Origin of the sequence: Lacisediminihabitans sp., from assembly GCF_043726815.1 — a bacterium.
Taxonomy (GTDB): Bacteria; Actinomycetota; Actinomycetes; order Actinomycetales; family Microbacteriaceae; genus Lacisediminihabitans.
Genome location: NZ_JAYSJZ010000008.1, coordinates 1 through 20331, shown reverse-complemented (window position 1 = coordinate 20331; position 20331 = coordinate 1). Strand labels below are relative to the sequence as shown.

Sequence of the window (20331 nt, the reverse complement as noted above, 5' to 3'; positions counted from 1 at the left end):
ACGATTATCGACGAGTACGCCACCCATCCTGGTGATACCGGTAGCCCCGAGGTGCAGGTCGCAATGCTGACCGCACGCATCAAGGATCTCACCGAGCACTTGAAAGAGCACAAGCACGACCACCACTCGCGTCGTGGCCTGCTTCTGCTCGTTGGCCAGCGCCGTCGCCTGCTGGGTTACCTGCAGGACATCGACATCTCGCGGTACCGCACGCTCATCGAGCGTCTCGGCCTGCGCCGCTAGGTTTCCGCCTGGTTGCACCGGATCGCGATCTGGCTCGAAGGCCCGCCCCCACTCGGGGCGGGCCTTTTCGCGTCTCGCGAAGGAATCAAAAGCCCCCGTCAGACGTTGAATTGGTCAGGTGATGATTGTGCGGACCGCGTGGTCGCGCCTCGAGCAGTGAAGGAGGTCCCAGTGGGAAGAGTGAATGAAGAAGTCGAAGACTCCACCGGGACGGTAGTGAAGTATCGGCGCCACGCCAACGGCAGCGGACTCGTTTCGCCCCGCGCGCGCGTGCAGCCGGGCGCTTTCGTCTCGTCCACCGCCTACGTGGAGGCAGACGCGCGTGTCGGCGACGGTTCGTCGATCGGCGCCGGAAGCTGGATAGACCAGGGAGTGACGATTGGCGAGCGGGTATTCGTCGGCCAGAACGTGCACGTCGGGCGCGACAGCATGGTGGGCAGTGGAGCCAGACTGGGTAGCCACTCCCGGATCGGCAGCAATGTGCAGATCGCCAGCGGCGCGCGCATCGAGCCGGACGCGGTCGTCGCGGATGACGCGGTGATCAGCGCCCCGGTTCGCCAGGAGCACGCCCCCGGGCAGCTTCGTCGGCGCGTGTCCGGCGGCCGATCGAGCCGCTATTCGGCGGAAGAGGCCGCCTAACCGGACGCGGGGCCACGGCCTCCCCGCTGGCGTCCCCGCATCCTCGTTCCCAGCGGTGCCCGCAGCCTTTCCCCGTTTCCCCTTCCGAAATCCATGCAATCGGTGAAGCCGGCCGGCGTGTCGTGCACCGTCGATCGGCGTGTCGCGAGAGATGCATGGATTTCGGAACAAGGCGGAACAAGGCGGAACAAGGCGGAGCAAGGCGGAGCGGCGACGGGGCCGCGGTCGGCAGTGGATAGCATCGTGACATGGCTCTCTGGAATCGCGACGAAGACACCTCCCTGCCCAAAGGCGATCGAGGGGCAGGATCGTTGAACAACTACAAGTACGACCTGATTCCCTCGAATGGCCGCGTCACTCTGCGTCTGGCGAACAGCAACCCGCACCAGGACGAGATCGCGAAGGTGTTCGAGAGCGGCGGGGAGGGCATCGAGACCGCCATCTCGCGGCGCAGCCCCGAGGATGAGCGCACCGACGCGCCCCTCGTCATCCGGCTGTTCGCCGGCGGCCGGGTCACCGGCGTCGTCGGCACGGTTCCGCGGGGTCTCGAGGCGGTCGTGGATGAGGCCCTCAGTCGCCTGGAGAAGCGCGGCGTGAAGGCACGGATTCCCGCGAAGGTCGTCAAGACCCGCGACGGACTGCGGGTGGACCTCCTGATGGGCCAGACCCGCTGATCAAACAGACCCGCTGATGGGCCAGACTCGCTGACCAAACAGACTCGCTGACCAAACAGACTCGCTGCGCGGGCAGACCGGCCCACCGAGCAGATCCGAGAGGGCATTCCCGCCGCGCCACGACGGCCAGACGGTGCGAGAATTGCCAGATGGCACGGTCTCGCCGATGGGCCGCGACGCTGGCGCTTCTCGCCAGCGCTGTACTTCTCGCTGGGTGTGCGACCGCTTCCACTCGGGAGGTCGTCTCGCCCAAGGACCGGCATCGCATCGGGTCGGAGCTCATCGCCTCGAACTGGTCGACGGTGGCCGACGAGTTCCCGGGCACCACGCAGCCCATGGTGGTGATCTCGCGGACGATCCCCGACGTGGCCTGGGCCGGGACGATCGTCTCCTGCCTTCGCGACCAGGGGTTCGACGCCATCCAACTGCGCGATGGGCTCACCTACACTGCCCCGCCCGATTTTTCCGCCGCCCGCGTGGCGGTCTCCCGTTTCGTGTGCGACACCACAAGGCCGACGGTGACCAAGGTGACGCGCTACCTCAAACGCCCGCAGATCGACGCCCTCTACCGCTACTACGTGGGGTCGGTGCGACCCTGCCTGCTGGTCGCCGGGGCGCCATCGAGTCCTCCGCCGGACTGGTTCACGTTCGTCACGAGCGTGGTGAGCAAACCGATCTGGCACCCGTTCGACCTGGCCTGGCGAACGTTGCCGGACCCCGTCGTCCGCTACCTCGAGCAGCGCTGCCCTCCCGTGCCGCCGTGGCTCGACCTCGGGCGGTGACGACGCTCCCGCTCCGCAGGCCCCATCGAGGCGGGAGCGAACCAGTGCGAGACTGGGGCATGGTCTTCGGCGGCTGGCTCCTGCGCGGTGTGGCGCTCGCGGCATCCGTGCTGCTCCTCGCCGGCTGCACGGGACGGCCGGCGACGTCCCCCCTCAGTGCGGCGCAACGGGCGAGCATTAGAACCGAGCTCCTCGACGCCAGCTGGCAGAGCGTGGCCGAGCAGTACCCGGAGGCGCTGCGGCCGAGAATTTCGATCGCCAACACCGTGCCCGACCACGACTGGCCGGCGGCCGTGATCGGCTGCCTGCGCCGGCTCGGGTTCGTCGCGGTACAGTCGGGCGGCGGCGTGGAGTACCGCAACGGCCGCGGCAAGACGCCGCTCGAGTACGCGGTGGCGCTGTACAGCTGCGAGGGGAGCCACCCGGCGGAGTCTGCCGTCGCTGCCCGCCTGCGGCCGCGGCAGTCCGCGTCGCTCTACGGGTACTACCTCAACGTGGTTCGGCCGTGCCTGCTGCTGGCCGGAGCGCCCTCCCCGGCCTCTCCCGATCGTTCGGCGGTCGAGAGCCTCGCCGGACTCGCGGGCTGGAATCCGTACCAGGTGATCTGGACGAGCGGGGTGCCGGCCCACCGACTCGACTACCTTGAGTACCGCTGCCCGCCGGTGCCGGCGTGGCTCAATTTGGGCAGCGGATGACCGCCCGGCGTCGTGCGCCCCTCGGCATGCTGATGCTGGCCGTGGCGCTGGTGTCTGCCGTGCTCGCGGGCTGCGCCCCGGTGGCCGCGCGCTCGCCGGTGAGCGCCGCCGACCTGCACCGCGTGCGTCAGACCTACATCGATGCCGCCTGGGCGGGGGTGATGCACGGATACCCGGAGGCACTGCGACCGCGGGTGCCGGTGACGAGGGTCGTGAGCGACTGGAACTGGCTGCGTTCGCGGGTGAGCTGCCTGCGCGCGGCGGGTCTGGATGCCAAGCTGTCCGGTGACGGGTCGAGTTACAGCCTCAGTTCGACGGTGGGCCAGACCACGCTCGAGGTCGCCATCACGAACTACAACTGCGCCGCGCAGTTCGCACCGGTCAGTTCCTTCAGTTCCGGCCTGCCGCAGGGTGACTACAAGTCGCTCCGCTCCTATTTTCTCGGCTTCGTGCGGCCGTGCCTGCTCTCGGCGGGGCTGCCGTCTCCCGCGCCGCCGGGGCGCGCCGCCTTCATCTCCGGCGACAGCCAGGGTCGGTTCTGGAATCCGTACGAACAGGTCTGGCTCGGCGGCCTTCCGGATGCCACGATCGACTACCTCGAGCAGCGCTGCCCGCCGGTGCCGTCGTGGCTGACCACCACGCGCTGAGGCTCAGCCGGCCCAGCGGTACTCGAGCTCCGGCCGGCCCGGGCTGCCGTATCGCGGGGAGCGGGTGACCTGGCCGGACTCGGCGAGGTGCTCGAGGTAGCGGCGAGCAGTCACCCGCGAGAGGCGGAGCGGCTCGGCGACCTCCGCCGCGGAGAGGGCCCGGTCGGCGGCCCGAACGTGTTCGAGCACCGCCTCGAGGGTCGCGGCGGCGAGGCCCTTGGGCACGGGGAGGTCGACCGGGGAGCGCAGCGAGGCGATCATCCCGTCGACGTCGGACTGGGTGGCCGAGGATGACGACGCCGCCTCCAGCCGACGCCGATAGTCGAGGTAGGTTGCGAGCTTGGCGGCGAAGGTAGCGAAGCTGAACGGCTTGATCAGGTACTGCACGATGCCGACCGAGATGGCGGTGTGCACCACCTCGATGTCACGGACCGCGGTGATCGCGATGATGTCCACGGCGACGCCTGCCGCGCGGAGCCGACGGGCGAGGTCGATTCCGCGACCGTCCGGCAGGTTCATGTCGAGCAGCACGAGATCGATCGGGGCGCCGCCGGAGGCGCCCCTGATGGCCGCGAGTGCCTCGGTGAGGGAGCCGGCGACGCCGGCCACCTCGAAGCCGTCGAGGCGGCCGAGGTAGGCCGCATGGGCCTCGGCGGTGAGGGCGTCGTCCTCGACGACGAGCGTGCGGATCACGAGCCGACCGTATCGTCGGCCGAGGCGGGCACCCGGGGAGCCGCGATGGGCCAGCGGGCACGGAATTCGGTGGTCGAGCCCGGCAGCAGCTCGATGGTGCCTCCGTGAATGTGCAGCACCTGGCGAACGACCGCGAGCCCGAATCCCCGTCCGGTGGCGCCGCCGGGCTTGGTGGAGAAGCCGGGGGAGAAGATGCGCTCGCCGAGGGCGTTCTCGACGCCGCGTCCGCTGTCGGTCACGGTGAGCTCCACGCAGCCGTGTTCGTGGTTGGTGCCGAGGGTCACCCTCACCCACGGCGGGGCTGAGCCGGCGGCGGCGGCATCCATCGCGTTGTCGACGAGGTTGCCGACCACCGAGACGAGATCCGCCGGGTCCATCGCCGAGGGGGCGAGGTTCTGCTCGACGTCGAGGCGGAGTTCGATTCCGCGCTCGCCGGCCTGGGCCGCCTTGCCCAGCAGCAGCGCGGCGAGGGCGGGCTCGTTGACCGCGCCCACCACGTCGTCGGCGAGCGACTGGCTGAGCTGCACCTGGTGGGCGATGAGGTCGATCGCATCCCCGGTGCGGCCGAGCTCGAGCAGCGAGACCACCGTGTGCAGCCGATTGGCGTACTCGTGAGTCTGCGACCGGAGCGCGTCGCTCAGCGTGCGCACCGACTCGAGCTCGCCGGACAGCCGCTGCACCTCCGTGCGGTCGCGCAGCGTCATCAGCGTGCCGACCGAGGCGCGGGTCGAGCCGCCGGGCGGTGTCGCCGACTCCTGGTTCACCACGAGCACCCGGTGGCCGGCGACGTGCGACTCCTCGACCGCCCGCCCACCGCTCGTCACCAGGGCGGCGATGGTCGGGGGCAGGTCGAGCTCCTCCGCCGTGCGGGGCTGCAGGTCGTTCGTGGCAGGCGGCAGGTCGAGCAGCTCGGCGGCCTCGTCGTTGTAGAGCACAACCCGCCCGGTGGCATCGGCGAGGATGAGTCCCTCGCGCACCGAGTGAAGCACCGACTCGTAGTAGTCGACCATGCGCGACAGCTCGGAGGGTCGCAGCGACCCGGTGACGCGGCTGAGCAGCCGCCGGGCGACGAAGGCCCCGATGCTGCCGACGATCACGAGCAGCGCGGCGGCCCCGATCACGAAGGGGATGCGCGGGCCGAGGGACGCCGCCACATTGGTGACGGTCTCTCCCGCCGCCACGATCCCGATCACCGATCCGTCGGCGATCACGGGCACCACCGAGCGCACCGACGGCCCCAGCGTGCCCGTGTAGGTCTCGGTCAGCGGCTTGCCGCGCTGGGCGAGGGAGATCGTGCCGATGAACTTCTTGCCGATCTCGGCGGGATTCGGATGGGTGAATCGCGTGCCGGTGGGGTCCATGATCGTCACGAAGTCCACGCCGGTCGATCGCATCACCCGCAGCGCGAACGGCTGCAGCTCGGCGCTCGGATCCGTGGACCCGAGGCCTGCGATCACCGCCGGGTCCGTCGCGAGGGTGTTCGCGACGGCGAGGGTCACCCGGCCGGCATTCTCGTCCGCCGAGTCGCGCAGGCTGAGCCACAGCACCAGGGTGAGGCAGCCGCTCAGCACGATCACGGCCGCGAGCTGCACGGCGAAGACCCGGCTCGCAATGCTCCACCGACTCGCCAGTCGCGCCATGCCCACCTCGCCCTGTTCGCCGGACCGTGTCGATCGATCCGTGCCGTGATCAGTATGACCACAAGTAGTACCGCGTCACCCGAGCGACAAGGCTAACGCCATCGCCACGAACCGTGGTCGGGCACAAAGACGTTCCGATTGAATAGGACAAGCACATGGCACAGAAGCTGGGCGCCCTTCGGCGCATGGATCGAAACCACTACCTCTACATCGCGGTGATCGTGGCCGTCGTGGCCGGAGCAATCGTCGGCCTCGCCGCCCCGGAGTTCGCCAAGACCCTCGACCCGATCGGCAAGGGATTCGTCGCCCTCATCAAGATGATGATCGCCCCGGTGATCTTCTGCACCATCGTGATCGGCGTCGGGTCGATCGCCAAGGCGGCCACCGTCGGCAAGATCGGCGGCCTCGCGATCGGCTACTTCACGGTGATGTCCACCTTCGCGCTCGGCATCGGGCTCGTCGTCGGCAACATCCTGCACCCCGGCACCGGGCTCAACATCGGCGCCTCGAGCTACACCGCGGTGGGGGAGGCGGTGAGCGGCACCGACTTCGTGCTCGGCATCATCCCGACCACGCTCTTCTCGTCGTTCGTCTCCGGCAGCATCCTGCAGGTGCTTCTCGTCGCCCTGCTCGTCGGCTTCGCCCTGCAGGGCCTCGGCTCCCGAGGCACCGCCGTGCTCGAGGCGGTGAAGAGCCTGCAGGCCGTGGTCTTCCGCATCCTGAGCATGGTTCTCTGGCTCGCCCCGCTCGGCGCGTTCGGCGCGATCGCCGCGGTGGTCGGCAACACCGGTGGCGGCGCGCTGTTGAGCCTCGCGACACTGCTCGTGGGCTTCTACATCACCTGCGCGGTGTTCATCATCGTGATCCTCGGCGGACTGCTGCGAATCGTGACCGGCGTCAACATCTTCTCCCTCATGAAGTACCTCGGCAAGGAGTACCTGCTCATCGTCGGCACCTCGTCGTCCGAGGCCGCGCTGCCGAGGCTCATCGCCAAGATGGAGCACCTCGGCGTCTCGAAGTCGGTCGTGGGCATCACCGTGCCCACCGGCTACTCGTTCAACCTCGACGGCACCGCGATCTACCTCACGATGGCGTCGCTCTTCATCGCCAACGCGATGGGCAAGCCGCTGGAGATCGGGGCGCAGATCGGCCTTCTCGCGTTCATGATCATCGCCTCCAAGGGCGCGGCGGGAGTCACCGGGGCGGGACTCGCCACGCTCGCCGGCGGCCTGCAGACCTACCGACCGGACCTGGTCAACGGGGTCGGCGTGATCGTGGGCATCGACCGCTTCATGTCCGAGGCGCGGGCCGTGACCAACTTCACCGGAAACGCCGTGGCGACGGTGCTGATCGGCCGCTGGACCCGTCAGATCGACGCGGAGCAGGTGCGCCTCGTGCTCACCGGCTCGCGACCGTTCGACGAGGCGTCGATGGCGGGCGGGCACGAGCCGGCCTCGACGACCGACGAACTCGCGGCGATCGTGGACGCGAGCGCCGCACCCGTCGCCGACCGGACCGGTCGATGATCGGATCGCTCGACGGCCGGGCGGGCACCACCGACAGGGTGGTGCCCGCGCGGCTCGCGCGGTCCTGGCAGCTCGTCTCGGCCCTGCGCCTGGACGAGGCGCGTGGAACGCTCGCCGACTCGATCGTCATCGATCTCGAGGATGCGGTGCCGACGGCGCAGAAGTCGGCCGCTCGGGAGGCGGCCGCCGGCTGGCTCTCCGCCGGGTCGGGCTGGGTGCGCGTGAACGACGCCACCTCGGCCGAATGGCCGGTGGACCTCGAGGCCGTCGGCGGGCTCGCCGGGCTCCGCGGGGTCATGCTCGCCAAGGTGGAGACGGCCGAGCAGATCGAGGCGACTCGCGCCGGGCTGCCGGCCGGCACGCGCATCGTCGCCCTGATCGAGAGCGCGAGGGGCCTCGAGGCGGCGGCGGACATCGCCCGGTCGGCCGGCACCTTCCGGCTCGCGTTCGGCTCGGGAGACTTCCGCCGGGACACCGGCGTGGGGGACGACCCCCTCGCGCTGGCCTACGCCCGGTCGCGGCTCGTCGTGGCGAGCGCCGCGGCCGGCATTCCGGGAGCGATCGACGGTCCGACCATCACCGAATCGGCCGACGCCCTCACCACGGCGGCCCGGCACTCCCGAACCATGGGGCTCACCGGCAAGCTGACCCTGCGCGGAGACCATGCGGCGCTGATCAACGACGCGCTGAGTCCATCGGCGGACGAGCGCGAGTGGGCGGCCGGGCTGCTGGAGGGCGCGTCGAGCGGTGACGCCAGGGACGGCAGCTACCTGCCCATGCTCGCGCGCGCACGATCGATCGTCGCGCTGGCCTCGGCGTTCGGCCCTCTCGCGTCCTAGACTCGGCGTCTACGGCGCGGAATCGGCGTCCACGGCGCGGTCCGCGCGGCCGACGGGCGGGCGGGAATAACTTTCCCGTGTGCCCCGTTGAGTAGGCTATTCATGCAAATGCATGGAAAGCGGATGAGCTCCGCGCGCGAGAACAGGACTGGACAGCAGCATGCAATTCGGAATCTTCACCGTCGGAGACCTCACGACGGATCCCACCAACGGTTCGACTCCCTCCGAGCACGAGCGCATCAAGGACATCCTGACCATCGCCCAGAAGGTGGAAGAGGTGGGCCTGGACGTCTTCGCGCTCGGTGAGCACCACAACCCGCCGTTCGTGCCGTCGAGCCCGACCACGATGCTCGGCTACATCGCGGCCAGGACCGACCGCATCATCCTCTCCACTGCCACGACTCTCATCACCACCAACGACCCGGTGAAGATCGCCGAGGACTACGCGATGCTGCAGAACATCGCCGACGGCCGCGTCGACCTGATGATGGGGCGCGGCAACACCGGCCCGGTCTACCCGTGGTTCGGCAAGGACATCCGCGAGGGCATCCCGCTCGCCATCGAGAACTACGCGCTGCTGCACCGCCTGTGGCGTGAGGACTACGTCGACTGGCAGGGCAAGTTCCGCACGCCCCTCCAGGGCTTCCAGTCGACCCCGCGCCCGCTCGACGGCGTGCCGCCCTTCGTCTGGCACGGCTCCATCCGCAGCCCGGAGATTGCCGAGCAGGCCGCGTACTACGGAGACGGCTTCTTCGCGAACAACATCTTCTGGCCGAAGGAGCACTACATGCGCCTCATCGGCTACTACCGTGAGCGCTTCGAGCACTACGGGCACGGCACGGCAAGCCAGGCGATCGTCGGCCTCGGCGGCCAGGCGTTCATGCGCAAGAACTCGCAGGATGCCGTCCACGAGTTCCGGCCGTACTTCGACGAGGCGCCCGTCTACGGGCACGGCCCGTCGCTCGAGGAGTTCACCGAGCAGACGCCGCTCACCGTGGGGAGCCCGCAGCAGGTGATCGACCGGTATGCCGGAATGCGCGAGCACTTCGGCGACTACCAGCGCCAGCTGTTCCTCATGGACCATGCGGGACTCCCGCTCAAGACGGTGCTCGAGCAGCTCGACATCCTCGGCGGCGAGGTCGTTCCGGCCCTGCGCAAGGAGTTCGCCGTGAACCGCCCCGCGAACGTGCCGGATGGCCCGACGCACGCGGCGCTCGTCGCCGCCCGCGACGCCGCGGCCTCGTCGTCCGCGTCGTCCGCTTCCGCGTCATCCGCTTCCGCCGCGTCCGCTTCCGCGTCGTCCGCTTCCGCGTCGTCCGCTTCCGCCGCGTCCGCTTCCGCGTCGTCCGCTTCTCCGGAGGTTTCGGCGATTTCCTCGAGCGAGGTGCTGTCATGACCGCGTTTGAGGGCGGGAACTCCGGAGAAACGCAGGTCACGCGCCGCATCGCGGTGATCTCGGCCGGGCTGAGCCAGCCGTCGTCGACCCGGCTGCTCGCCGACCGCATCGCCCAGGCGACGGTTCGGCGGCTCGCCGAGCAGGGCGTGGATGCCACGGTGGACGTCGTCGAGCTCCGGGACACGGCCCAGGATGTGACGAACAACATGCTCACGGGCTTCGCCAACCAGAAGCTCGAGGCGGTCATCGAGTCGGTGACGAGCGCCGACGGCCTGATCGCGGTCACGCCGATCTTCACCACCAGCTACAGCGGGCTGTTCAAGTCGTTCATCGACGTGCTCGACCCGCAGGCCCTGGCCGACATGCCGGTGCTCATCGCCGCCACCGGGGGCAGCGAGCGCCACTCGCTCGCCCTCGACTACGCGATCCGGCCGCTGTTCAGCTACCTGCATGCGTCCACGGTCCCGACCGCCGTGTACGCGGCGTCGAGCGATTGGGGCAACGGGGCGGATGCCGCCACCAGTTCCCTTCCCGAGCGCATCGAGCGGGCGGCCGGCGAGCTGGCAGCTCAGGTGCGGGACTCCGACCGGTCGATCCGGGTGCAGGATCCGTTCGCACTGCCCGCCGGGTTCAGCCCGATCGGGGCGTACGGGGCGCAGTAGCGGATCGCGGGGTCAGCGCCAGCGGCTGCCGTCCACCTGGACGGCGACCACGTACAGGTGCTGGCCCAGCTCGATCTTCTCGACCTCGTACACCCGGAGCGGAACGCGAACTCCCGCGTCGGCCGATCCGCCGACGCCGATTCCGAAGGTGAGCGTGCCCTCGAAGTCGCCCGCCGGTGCCCAGCGCGAGATGGCCTTGTGGCCGATGGCCGTCGGCGGCTTGCTGACGACCGTCGACTGGCCGTTCTCGTCGTGGGCCTGGGCGTCACGGAAGACCACCCGCAGGATGGACCCCGCCCCGGGAAGGGGAACCGGATTGCCGCTGCCGTCCATGGAGAGCTGGCTCACGTAGTCGATCGTGTAGCTGGGGAATCCGCCCTTGAAGCGGAAGCTCAGCTGGTCGTAGGGCGGCGCGTCATTCGGATGGGTGCCCTCGCCGATCGCGTACAGGTACGGAACGGGCGGGAGGGGTGGTGAGGCGATGGGCGGCGTCACCGGATGACTCGCCGAACAGACGGCGCTCGGCGACGGCACTCGCCAGTCGCAGCCGATCCTCGACGCGATGACGTGGTCCCCGGCCTGGGGCTGCGCCGTCTCGTCGCTGTCCGGCGCTGACGAGTTGGACGGGGCAGGGCTCGAGGGCCCGGTGGTCGACGCCTGAGACTGGCTGCCGCTCGGCGTGGGAGCCGGCTGCACGCAGCCGGCGAGAAGCACAAGCAGCGGCGCGAGCAAGGCGACGGCGGTGCGACCGCGACGATTCATCTCGAGTCCCTCTCCCTCGCGGGCGTGTATGGCGAGGCTAGATCTCCGCGTGACACGGCCGTGTGCCGAAGGTCCCGCGGAGGCTCGGGGCCGCCTTCGCCTCGCGGTGCTCCGGTGGCAGAATTAACGCGTGGCCACGACGTGGAGGTGCCTGCTCGCATTCGTCGTCACCGTTCTGCTTGCCGTGCTCTCCGGGTGCGCGAGCCCGGTGACGCCTCCCACCCCGCTGAGCTACCGGCAGCGGATGATCGAGATTGAGGGGCTCTTCGACCAGAACTGGGCGATAGTCTCCCGCCTGCACCCGGACGCTGTGCGGCCGATGGTGAACATCGTGCACATCGCGAGCGGGGACACCTGGGTACGCCTCATGACCGACTGCCTCCACGATCGGGGCGTGCGAAACGTGGCCGTGTTGCCGAGCGGTACCATCGCGGTGGAGGCCGAAGTGCAGGACCGCGCCGCCATCGACGTGGCGGAGTACGCGTGCGACGTCGAATACCCGCGCAAGGCGGTCTTCAACTCCCACCTCAGCGCCTCGCAACTCGGCGCGCTGTACGACTACTACGTGGGATTCCTGCAGCCGTGCCTGATGGGATTCGGCCTGGCCGTTCCCCAGACACCGGCCCGAGACGCCTTCATTTCGGGCTATTACCGGGGCAACCACTGGAGCCCGTACAACGGCGCCACCTACCGGGTGGGACGAAGCGGCACGAGTCCCGTGGTCGAACGGTGCCCGGCGCTGCCGGCCTGGATCGAGGAGTGACCGGCACCGTTCAGAATGGCCGGGCATGATGGCGGGATGTTCCGCCGCCATCCGCTGCTCACCCTGGTGACGCTCGCCTACCTCGCGTTCGTGGGTTGGGTGACGCTTGGCCCCCAGCCGATCGGTTCCAGCAACGACGCCTGGCTGTGGCGGCTGCTGCGGTTCTTCTCCGGCCACGAGCTCACGAGCTGGCTCACATACTCTCGGGTGGAGTTCCTCGCGAACGTGGCCATGTTCATCCCGATCGGGGTCTTCTTCCTGCTGCTCTTCGGCAGGCGCCTCTGGTTTCTCGGCGTGGGCGCCGGAGTGGTTCTCACCCTCGCGATCGAGTGCGCGCAACTGTTCATCCCCGGCCGGGTGTCCGACCTGCGCGACATCGCGGCCAACTCGCTCGGCGCGCTCGTTGGCGTGCTGGCGGCGCTCGTGATCACCGCTCCCGCCGCCCGGAGCCTCCGCCGGCAGCGGGCCTGAGGGCACCGAGGGCCTTCAGCCGCGGTTGCGCACCAGGGCGAGGGCGGCGCTCTCGAACCAGGCTCCGGCCGCCGGTCCGCCGTTGCAGGAGCCGTCGCTCGCGCCGGGATGCTTGACCCAGAGCACCGCGTCGAGCTTTCCGGTGCCGGAGACGACGCCCGGGTTTCGGCCGAGGGCGGCCCCCGGCGGGTTGCACCAGGTGCCGGTCCAGCCCGCGCCGTTGCGCGAACCGTCGATCACGAAGTGCTTCCAGCCGACGCGGGACGAGACGCGGCCGGCGTAGTCGCGTTCGGCCTGCTCCGGATTGAAGTTCGAGACGTTGGTGTAGAACCCGTGGGCTCGCGCGATACCGGCCTGGGTGAGCCAGCCCGCCTGCACCGTGGGGGAGAGCCAGCGCGAGTTTCCCCCGTCGAGATAGGTGGTGAGCCCAGCACCGTTGAGGATGTCGACGGCCTGGCCGATGAGCGGCAGCCGCCTCGCCGCCTCCCCCGCGCACTTGGTACTCGAGAGCATCGAGAGCGAGTCCGGCTCGATCAGAACGACGGCCTTCGTTCCGGCAAGAGAGCCGGCGATGGTGCGATTCCAGTCCAGGTACTGGCTCGCATCGAAGCCGCCGGCCGAGTAGCCGCCGCAGTCCCGATTGGGGATGGCGTAGGTGACGAAGACGAGCGTCGTGCCCTGCTCCTTGGCGGCGGCGACATGACGGGCGATGACCCGCGTGAGCAGGTCGTCGCTGAACCAGTCGCCGAGCCAGACCGCGGTGGGTTGGGAGGCGATGACGTGCACCAGGTCGGCGGACACGGTGTCGCCGGAGGCACGCAGCGCGTCTTCCTCGATCGAGGCCGGGGACTTCGCATCGAGGTAGAGGCCTCCCGGGAAGACCGCCGCGCCCGAGGAGTCATCCGCCGACGCGGCGAGCGGGCTGCCGCAGGCGGTCCCGATGAGTACCGCCGCGATTGCCAGCGCCACGATCGTGTTTCTCCAGTGCACGGTTCCCCCGATGAGTCGTCAAGACGGTGATATCGGGTGTGCGTCAGCTAAGCACGACGTTCGCACCGCGTCTCGCCCCCTTTCGGGCGGCATCTGGGGCGCGGAGGGGCCGATCAGCCGTTGCGAACGAGATCGAGGGCGTACTGCTCCCACCACTCGCCGGCGGCCGGGCCGCCGTGGCAGGTTCCATCGCTCACGCCCGGGTGCTTGACCCACAGCTCCGCGTCGAGGCGGCCGTCGTCGGGGGTGGCACGCGGGTTCGGGCCGAGACCGGCGCCCTCGGGGTTGCACCAGTCGCCCTTCCAGCCCTTGCCGCTGCGGGACACGTCGACCACGTAGTGCTTGTCTCCGACCAGTCCGGAGAGCTTGCCCGCGTAGTCGCGCTCCTGCTGGAGGGTGTTGAAGTTGGAGACGTCGGTGAAGAATCCGTGCGCGTGATCGATCCCGGCCTCTTTGAGCACCCTCGACTGCGTGCGGGGGGAGTGCCAGCGCGAGTTCCCGCCGTCGAGGTAGGTGGTGAGTCCGGCGCCCGCGAGGATGTCGACGGCCTCGTTGATCAGCGGTATCCGCTTGATCGCCTCGGTTCCGCACTTCGCGCTCGAGAGCATGGACAGCGAATCGGGCTCCACAAGCACGACGGACTTCGTGCCGGCCAGGGCGGAGGCGATCGTGCGATTCCAGTCCAGGTAGCTGTTGTAGCCGAGGCCGCCCTTCGAATACCCGCCGCAGTCCCGGTTGGGGATGGCGTAGGTGACGAAGACAAGGGTGGTGCCCTCCGCCTTCGCCGCGGCGACGTGCTGGGCGAGAAGTTTGGTGAGGGCTGGGCCGGTTGTCCACTCGCCGAGCCAGATCGCCGTCGGCTGGGAGGAGATGCGGCTCACGAGCGCCGCCTTGCTCTTCTGGCCCTCCTGCAGGAGCCGGGCGGCGGCGTCGTCCGCGTTCGTGCCGGCCTCGACGTAGAGTCCGCCGGGGAACACGTCCGAGCCGGCGGACGGCGTCGGACTAGCGGGGGCGGGTGCGCTCGGCGTCGGCGTGGGACTCGCTTTGTGTGCCGCCGGAGCCCTCGCCGGCGAGGCGTGGGTGATCACCGCAAGCGCGATCGCGACGAGCACGAGGGCGCAGGCGATCCCCAGCAGCATCGATCTCGTACCGTACTGCTTCACTGTCCCCACCCTCACCTGTCAGCCATGCTTCCCAGACGGCTTTGTGTGACCAGCCCATTCAGCCTAGGCAGAACGCGGGTGAATTGGCGAACCCTGGCGGCAATCGGGCGCAGACTCCCATGCTCAGCGGACCGCATCCGCTCCCCGCGCGCCCGCCCTGCGCCGCTCGCCGCGTCCCCCACACGCGTTTCTCCGGAGGTTCCTGCGCCGTGGACCCCAATCGGGCCGAATCGGCCACTCTGGGGGTGGATTCTCGCGAAACCTCCGGAGAAACGCGTGTCAGGAGGCAGGAGGCGACGGATGGCGGTGAGCCGGCTCAGCGGGGGAGGTGGCCGGCCACGCGATCGAGGAAGAAGTCCGGGTCGAAGTCGGGGAAGATGGCGGCCTGCAGGATGAAGCCCTGGCTCGCGGCGAGAAACAGGGGCGTCTGCTCGCGGGCGATCGTGTCTGCGGCCGCCGGGTCGAGTCCGTGTTCCCGCTGCTGCCAGAGCGAGATGTATGCACCGTAGGCCGAGACGAGCCGGTCGAAGACGCCGGACGCGAGGGCGCGCAGCTGCGGATCCGTGACCGCCTCGCCCCAGAGTTGCACGAGAATCGCCGGGGAACCCACCTCGCCCAGCATGCCCCTCATCAGCACTCCCACCAGCTCGCTCGGCGGCGGCATGGGGGTGGATTCCGCGAGCCTCGAGATGTCCTGCACGCGCCCGCCGATCACCCGGGTGGCCACATCGAGCACGATGTCCGACTTGCTCGAGAAGGTGCCGTAGATCGCGCCGGCCGACATCCCGGACTCGGAGATGATGTCGGCCATGGATGTCGCCTGGAATCCCCGGCGGCTGAAGGCCCGAAGCGCGGCCGCGGCGATCTCGGCGCGCTTGGCAGTGCGATACTCCTCGGTCACTTTGGGCATGCCTCAGCATAAAAAAGAATGTTCGTTCTTGACAAGCGGACACGCCGCTGTAAATATCAAAGAACGAACATTCGTTTTTAGGAGGGCCCGTTCATGAACGCCGACGAATCCACCATCCAGAGGTCTCCGCACACGCCCTGGCCGCGCCTCCTGGCCATCGGCGTGGCGCTCGCCGCCGGGCTCAGTGTGCTCCTTGTCGCCTTCCTCTGGCCGAACGTCACCGCGTCCGTGAAGGGGCTGCCGATCGCCCTCGTCGGCCCGTCGGAGCAGACGAGCCGGCTGGAGAAGGCCTTCGAGGCGAAGTCGCCCGGCACCTTCCACTTCACTGCGGTGACCGATCGTTCCGCCGCGGTCGACCGGATCGAGACCCGCAAGGCGCACGGCGCGATCGTGATCGGGCAGAAGCCGGAGGTGCTCACCGCGTCCGCGGCCAGCCCCGTCGTGGCCCAGCTGCTCACCGGGCTGGCTCCAGCTCTGCAGGCGCAGCTCAACGCCGCGGCCGCCGCCCAGGGCATCGCCCTTCCCATCACGGTCGCCGTGACGGATGTCGTGCCCCTCGCCTCGACCGACGCCCGCGGGGCCGCCATGGCGACGTCGTCGTTTCCCCTGGTGCTCGGCGGGATGATCGGGGGCATCGCGATCTCGCTGCTCGTCGTGGGGGTCTGGCGGCGCATCACGGCGCTCCTGGTCTACTCCGCGGTCGGCGCGCTCGGCATCACCGGAATCCTCCAGGGCTGGTTCGGCGCCCTGCAGGGAGACTTCCTGGTCAATGCGGGCGCCGTGGCGCTCGCGCTCCTTGCGATCGGGGGAGTGATCGTCGGATTCGCGGCCCTCGTGGGGCCGTCCGGGGTCGCGATCGGCCCGGTGCTGTTCCTGCTGGTGGCCAATCCGATCTCCTCGGCCGCCCAGCCCCTCGAGTTCCTCGCCGCGCCGTGGGGTGTCGTCGGCCAATGGTTTCCGCCGGGGGCCGCGGCCACGCTCATCCGGGACGTCTCATACTTCCCGGCCGCTGACGTCACCTTCCCCTGGCTAGTGCTTGCGGGCTGGGCGGCTCTCGGCCTGGTGCTCGCCGCCGTCGGCCACTTCCGCGATCGCGGGGCGGCGCTCGAGTCGGCCGTGGAGGAGGCTCCCGCCCCGGTGGAAGAACCGGTGCCCGCGTAGCCGAGGCTGGACCTTTAGTTGCTGGCGGTGCCGCCCGCTTCGTTCGGGCCGTGTTCTGCAGGACGGCTGGGCGTTCGCGGGTGCCTACGCCGCAGACTCCAGTTGTGCAGGACAGTTTGTGCGGGACAGTTTGTGCAGGACAGTTTGTGCGGGACACGGCAGGGGTGTGACGACCCGAACGGCACCAGTCTGCAGGACGCTCTCGTCGGATCTGCACCTCTCGTTCTCGCTATCCGCCGGAGCCGTCCTGCACAACCCGTCCTGCACAACTGGAGTCTGCGGGGCGGGCACCCGTCGAGGCCCGAGCCGTCCTGCACACACGTGCCAAGGGCAGGGGAGCGCCGCACAGTCGCCGGGCCCGCGGGCCGGGGCCGCCGCCGGCGAGCCGACGGCGACGCGCCCGCAGGGCGGGAAGCTAGGCCCGGAGAAGGCGGCCTGATAGCATGGACGAGGTTGTCTGGTGTGTCGTTCCCTCTCAGGGACGGGCATCGGCAGCCACGGAGCAGGCCGGCAAGAAGCTGGTCAGTAGTGGTGACGTTCTGAACTCGCCGTCCGAGTCTCGTTGGTCGAGGTCGGGTTCAGCGCCTTTCTACTGTTGACCAGAGCTGTGTTCGCGAGTGAAGACTCCGGACACGCCGCCAAAGCGACACCGGGCGCCCATCGATCGATGATGTGGCCCGAGCGCCCCTTTCTGCTTAACTCCTGCTCCTTGACGAGTCGCCTCCCATACGGGGAGACGACGTAAAACAAAGGAGAAACCCCCCAATGGAGGGTCCAGAAATCAAATTCGCCGAAGCCGTTCTCGATAACGGCAAGTTCGGCACGCGCACCGTGCGCTTCGAAACCGGTCGTCTCGCCCAGCAGGCCCAGGGAGCAGTCGCTGCCTACCTCGACGAAGAGACCATGATCCTCAGCGCCACAAGCGCTGGCAAGCACCCCCGCGAGGGCTTCGACTTCTTCCCCCTGACGGTGGATGTCGAAGAGCGCAGCTACGCCGCCGGCAAGATCCCCGGCTCGTTCTTCCGCCGAGAGGGACGCCCCTCCACCGAGGCCATCCTGGTCTGCCGCCTGATCGACCGCCCGCTGCGTCCGACCTTCGTCGAAGGCCTGCGCAACGAGGTGCAGATCGTGATCACCGTCCTGGCCATCGCGCCGGACGAGTTCTACGACGCGCTCGCCATCAACGCGGCCTCGCTGAGCACGCAGATCTCCGGTCTGCCGTTCTACGGGCCCATCGGCGGCATCCGCCTCGCCCTCATCCCCGGTTCGAATGGGGCAGACCAGTGGGTCGCCTTCCCGAAGTACAGCCAGCTCGAAGAGGCCGTGTTCGACCTCACCGTCGCCGGCCGCCTCACCACCAACGACAACGGTGAAGAGGATGTCGCGATCATGATGGTCGAGGCCGAGGCCACCGAAGGCAGCTGGGACCTCATCAAGGCCGGCGCCACCAAGCCGGACGAGACCGTCGTCGCCCAGGGCCTCGAGGCGGCTAAGCCGTTCCTCAAGCAGCTCATCAAGGCCCAGCTCGAGGTCGCGGCCCAGGCCGCCAAGCCGATCCAGGACTTCCCGCTGTTCCCGCCGTACGCGCAGGCCACCTACGACTCCGTCGCCGGTCTCGCGTACGACGAGCTCAAGGGCGTGTACCAGATCGCCGACAAGGTCGAGCGCCAGAACGCCGACGACGCCCTCAAGGATCGCGTCAAGGGACACATCGCCTCCGAGGTCGAGGCGGACCGCCTGCCGGCATCCGCTCTCTCCGAGGTCTCCGCGGCCTACAAGTCGGTCAGCAAGAAGGTCATGCGCACGCGCGTGCTCACCGAGGGCATCCGCATCGACGGCCGCGGGCTGAGCGACATCCGCGCGCTCGACGCCGAGGTGCAGGTCATTCCTCGCGTTCACGGTTCGGCGATCTTCCAGCGCGGCGAGACCCAGATCCTGGGCGTCACCACGCTGAACATGCTGAAGATGGAGCAGCAGATCGACTCCCTCGCTCCGGTGAAGAAGAAGCGCTACCTGCACCACTACAACTTCCCGCCGTACTCGACCGGTGAGACCGGACGCGTCGGTTCGCCGAAGCGTCGCGAGATCGGGCACGGCTTCCTCGCCGAGCGCGCCCTCGTGCCGGTTCTGCCGCCGCGCGAGGAGTTCCCGTACGCGATCCGCCAGGTGTCCGAGGCTCTCGGCTCCAACGGTTCGACGTCGATGGGTTCCGTCTGCGCCTCCACCCTCTCGCTGCTCAACGCCGGTGTGCCGCTGCGCGCTCCGGTCGCGGGCATCGCGATGGGGCTCATCTCCGACGAGGTCGACGGAGTGACGCGCTACGCGGCCCTCACCGACATCCTCGGCGCGGAAGACGCCCTCGGCGACATGGACTTCAAGGTCGCCGGCACGTCGGAGTTCGTCACGGCCATCCAGCTCGACACGAAGCTCGCCGGCCTGCCGTCGTCCGTTCTCGATGGCGCGCTCAAGCAGGCGAAGGAGGCTCGCACCGCGATCCTCGCCGTGCTGAATGCCGCGATCGACTCCCCGGACGAGATGGCACCGACCGCGCCCCGCGTGATCTCGGTGCAGATCCCGATCGACAAGATCGGCGAGCTGATCGGCCCGAAGGGCAAGACGATCAACCAGATCCAGGACGACACCGGAGCGGACATCTCGATCGAGGATGACGGCACCGTGTACATCGGCGCCGTCGACGGCCCCTCGGCCGAAGCGGCTCGCGCGGCGGTCAACGCCATCGCGAACCCGCTGAACCCCGAGGTCGGCGAGCGGTTCCTCGGAACCGTCGTGAAGATCGCGACCTTCGGTGCGTTCGTCTCGCTCACCCCCGGCAAGGACGGACTGCTGCACATCAGCGAGGTCCGCAAGCTGGCCGGTGGAAAGCGCGTCGAGAACGTCGAGGACGTGCTCGCGGTCGGCCAGAAGATCCAGGTCGAGATCACCAAGATCGATGACCGCGGAAAGCTCTCGCTCGCCCCGGTCGAGGCCGAGGACGCCGATGCCGCCGACACCCAGGGCAGTGAGGCCGGTGCCGAGAACGTCGACACCTCGTCCGAGGGCGGCTCGACCGAGGTCTAGCCCCCGCTGCTCGAAGACAAAGCCCGCCTCCACAATCGTGGAGGCGGGCTTTTCGTGCGGTGCACAACTCCTGCAGAATCGGCCAGCCCTGCTCAATGCTGCCGAACGTTAGTCGGATTTGCGCCGAGCCGAGTCACAGTGCAGGAGTTATGCGGCACACGACCCTGTCGGATGGGACAGCGCCGAGCGGGACCACTATTCTGCCGGCGTCTCCGCCGTTCCCATGAGCTGCGCTCGGCCGATGATGTGTCCGCGCAGCATGAAACCGAGCACGGCGGGGCTCGCACCGGCGGGGACGTCGAGACTCTCCACATCCAGGGCGCTCACGGTGAAGAAGTACCGGTGCGGTCCGTGGCCGGGCGGGGGAGCCGCGCCGGTGAACTCTTCTCCGCCGAGCTCGTTCGCCATGGTCACGGCCTCGGGGGGCAGAGCCTCGCCGGCCGCGAGTCCGGTGGTCGTTGCCGGGATGTCGCGCACGGCCCAGTGCCAGAACCCGCTTCCGGTCGGTGCGTCGGGGTCGTACACGGTGAGGGTGAAGCTCTTCGTGCCCTCCGGGGCGTCGCTCCACCGAAGACCCGGGGCGCGGTTGCCGCCATC

General features: G+C 69.1%; 21 protein-coding genes. 14 read left to right on the top strand and 7 right to left on the bottom strand.

Annotated elements, in window-relative coordinates; translation table 11 throughout:
* The 6 genes from rpsO to ACHZD8_RS01230 all read left to right on the top strand — a co-directional run.
* Positions 1-243 (top strand): 30S ribosomal protein S15 (gene rpsO, locus ACHZD8_RS01255; protein WP_394768289.1); only part of this gene is annotated, 243 nt, incomplete at its 5' end.
* A gap of 171 nt (positions 244-414) precedes the next feature.
* Positions 415-882 carry a DapH/DapD/GlmU-related protein gene (locus ACHZD8_RS01250; protein ID WP_394768288.1) on the top strand — a complete coding sequence of 156 codons (468 nt, stop codon included), beginning with the start codon at positions 415-417 and terminating at the stop codon, positions 880-882.
* Positions 883-1130: 248 nt separating this feature from the next.
* The gene (locus tag ACHZD8_RS01245; RefSeq protein WP_394768287.1) at positions 1131-1556 is read left to right on the top strand and encodes a hypothetical protein; all 426 of its coding nucleotides are present in this window, start codon (positions 1131-1133) and stop codon (positions 1554-1556) included.
* 149 nt (positions 1557-1705) lie between these two features.
* Positions 1706-2338, top strand: a complete 633-nt coding sequence (locus ACHZD8_RS01240) for a hypothetical protein (RefSeq protein WP_394768286.1) — start codon at positions 1706-1708, stop codon at positions 2336-2338.
* Positions 2339-2382: 44 nt separating this feature from the next.
* A complete protein-coding gene (locus ACHZD8_RS01235) occupies positions 2383-3033 on the top strand; it encodes a hypothetical protein (RefSeq protein WP_394768285.1) in 651 nt (216 codons plus the stop codon).
* Positions 3030-3680, top strand: coding sequence for a hypothetical protein (locus ACHZD8_RS01230; RefSeq protein WP_394768284.1), 651 nt, complete (start codon positions 3030-3032; stop codon positions 3678-3680). The genes ACHZD8_RS01235 and ACHZD8_RS01230 overlap by 4 nt, the downstream gene beginning before the upstream one ends.
* Before the next feature lie 3 nt (positions 3681-3683).
* Here ACHZD8_RS01230 and ACHZD8_RS01225 read toward each other — a convergent pair whose 3' ends face one another.
* Positions 3684-4373, bottom strand: a complete 690-nt coding sequence (locus ACHZD8_RS01225) for a response regulator (RefSeq protein ID WP_394768283.1) — start codon at positions 4371-4373, stop codon at positions 3684-3686.
* Entirely contained in the window at positions 4370-6013 is a 1644-nt protein-coding gene (locus ACHZD8_RS01220; RefSeq protein WP_394768282.1) for an ATP-binding protein, read from the bottom strand. The genes ACHZD8_RS01225 and ACHZD8_RS01220 overlap by 4 nt, the downstream gene beginning before the upstream one ends.
* Before the next feature lie 155 nt (positions 6014-6168).
* Between ACHZD8_RS01220 and ACHZD8_RS01215 the strand changes: the two genes are divergently transcribed.
* The 4 genes from ACHZD8_RS01215 (at position 6169) to ACHZD8_RS01200 (ending at position 10436) form a co-directional block, all read left to right on the top strand.
* A complete protein-coding gene (locus ACHZD8_RS01215) occupies positions 6169-7539 on the top strand; it encodes a cation:dicarboxylate symporter family transporter (RefSeq protein WP_394768281.1) in 1371 nt (456 codons plus the stop codon).
* Positions 7536-8378: an HpcH/HpaI aldolase/citrate lyase family protein gene (locus tag ACHZD8_RS01210; protein WP_394768280.1), complete on the top strand. Its 843-nt coding sequence runs from the start codon at positions 7536-7538 to the stop codon at positions 8376-8378. Before ACHZD8_RS01215 ends, ACHZD8_RS01210 begins: the two co-directional genes overlap by 4 nt.
* 160 nt (positions 8379-8538) lie before the next feature.
* Positions 8539-9774 carry an LLM class flavin-dependent oxidoreductase gene (locus ACHZD8_RS01205; protein ID WP_394768279.1) on the top strand — a complete coding sequence of 412 codons (1236 nt, stop codon included), beginning with the start codon at positions 8539-8541 and terminating at the stop codon, positions 9772-9774.
* The gene (locus ACHZD8_RS01200) at positions 9771-10436 is read left to right on the top strand and encodes an FMN reductase (protein WP_394768278.1); all 666 of its coding nucleotides are present in this window, start codon (positions 9771-9773) and stop codon (positions 10434-10436) included. The genes ACHZD8_RS01205 and ACHZD8_RS01200 overlap by 4 nt, the downstream gene beginning before the upstream one ends.
* A 12-nt stretch (positions 10437-10448) precedes the next feature.
* Here the strand turns inward: ACHZD8_RS01200 and ACHZD8_RS01195 are convergent, their stop codons facing one another.
* Entirely contained in the window at positions 10449-11198 is a 750-nt protein-coding gene (locus ACHZD8_RS01195) for a hypothetical protein (RefSeq protein ID WP_394768277.1), read from the bottom strand.
* Positions 11199-11328: 130 nt separating this feature from the next.
* On the opposite strand from ACHZD8_RS01195, the gene ACHZD8_RS01190 reads away from it, so the two are divergent.
* Positions 11329-11961 (top strand): hypothetical protein, encoded by a 633-nt coding sequence (locus tag ACHZD8_RS01190; RefSeq protein WP_394768276.1) that lies wholly within the window; start codon positions 11329-11331, stop codon positions 11959-11961.
* 36 nt (positions 11962-11997) lie between these two features.
* Positions 11998-12432, top strand: a complete 435-nt coding sequence (locus ACHZD8_RS01185; RefSeq protein ID WP_394768275.1) for a VanZ family protein — start codon at positions 11998-12000, stop codon at positions 12430-12432.
* A gap of 15 nt (positions 12433-12447) precedes the next feature.
* On the opposite strand, the gene ACHZD8_RS01180 is transcribed toward ACHZD8_RS01185, so the two are convergent.
* The 3 genes from ACHZD8_RS01180 to ACHZD8_RS01170 form a co-directional block, all read right to left on the bottom strand.
* Positions 12448-13401, bottom strand: a complete 954-nt coding sequence (locus ACHZD8_RS01180; RefSeq protein ID WP_394768274.1) for a glycoside hydrolase family 6 protein — start codon at positions 13399-13401, stop codon at positions 12448-12450.
* Between the two features lie 134 nt (positions 13402-13535).
* Positions 13536-14585 (bottom strand): glycoside hydrolase family 6 protein, encoded by a 1050-nt coding sequence (locus ACHZD8_RS01175; protein ID WP_394768273.1) that lies wholly within the window; start codon positions 14583-14585, stop codon positions 13536-13538.
* A gap of 316 nt (positions 14586-14901) precedes the next feature.
* The gene (locus tag ACHZD8_RS01170; protein ID WP_394768272.1) at positions 14902-15495 is read right to left on the bottom strand and encodes a TetR/AcrR family transcriptional regulator; all 594 of its coding nucleotides are present in this window, start codon (positions 15493-15495) and stop codon (positions 14902-14904) included.
* A 93-nt stretch (positions 15496-15588) separates the two neighbouring features.
* On the opposite strand from ACHZD8_RS01170, the gene ACHZD8_RS01165 reads away from it, so the two are divergent.
* Entirely contained in the window at positions 15589-16656 is a 1068-nt protein-coding gene (locus ACHZD8_RS01165) for an ABC transporter permease (protein ID WP_394768271.1), read from the top strand.
* A 765-nt stretch (positions 16657-17421) separates the two neighbouring features.
* The gene (locus ACHZD8_RS01160) at positions 17422-19734 is read left to right on the top strand and encodes a polyribonucleotide nucleotidyltransferase (RefSeq protein WP_394768270.1); all 2313 of its coding nucleotides are present in this window, start codon (positions 17422-17424) and stop codon (positions 19732-19734) included.
* A gap of 195 nt (positions 19735-19929) precedes the next feature.
* On the opposite strand, the gene ACHZD8_RS01155 is transcribed toward ACHZD8_RS01160, so the two are convergent.
* Positions 19930-20331: YbhB/YbcL family Raf kinase inhibitor-like protein (locus ACHZD8_RS01155; RefSeq protein WP_394768269.1), on the bottom strand; the 402-nt coding region annotated here is incomplete at its 5' end.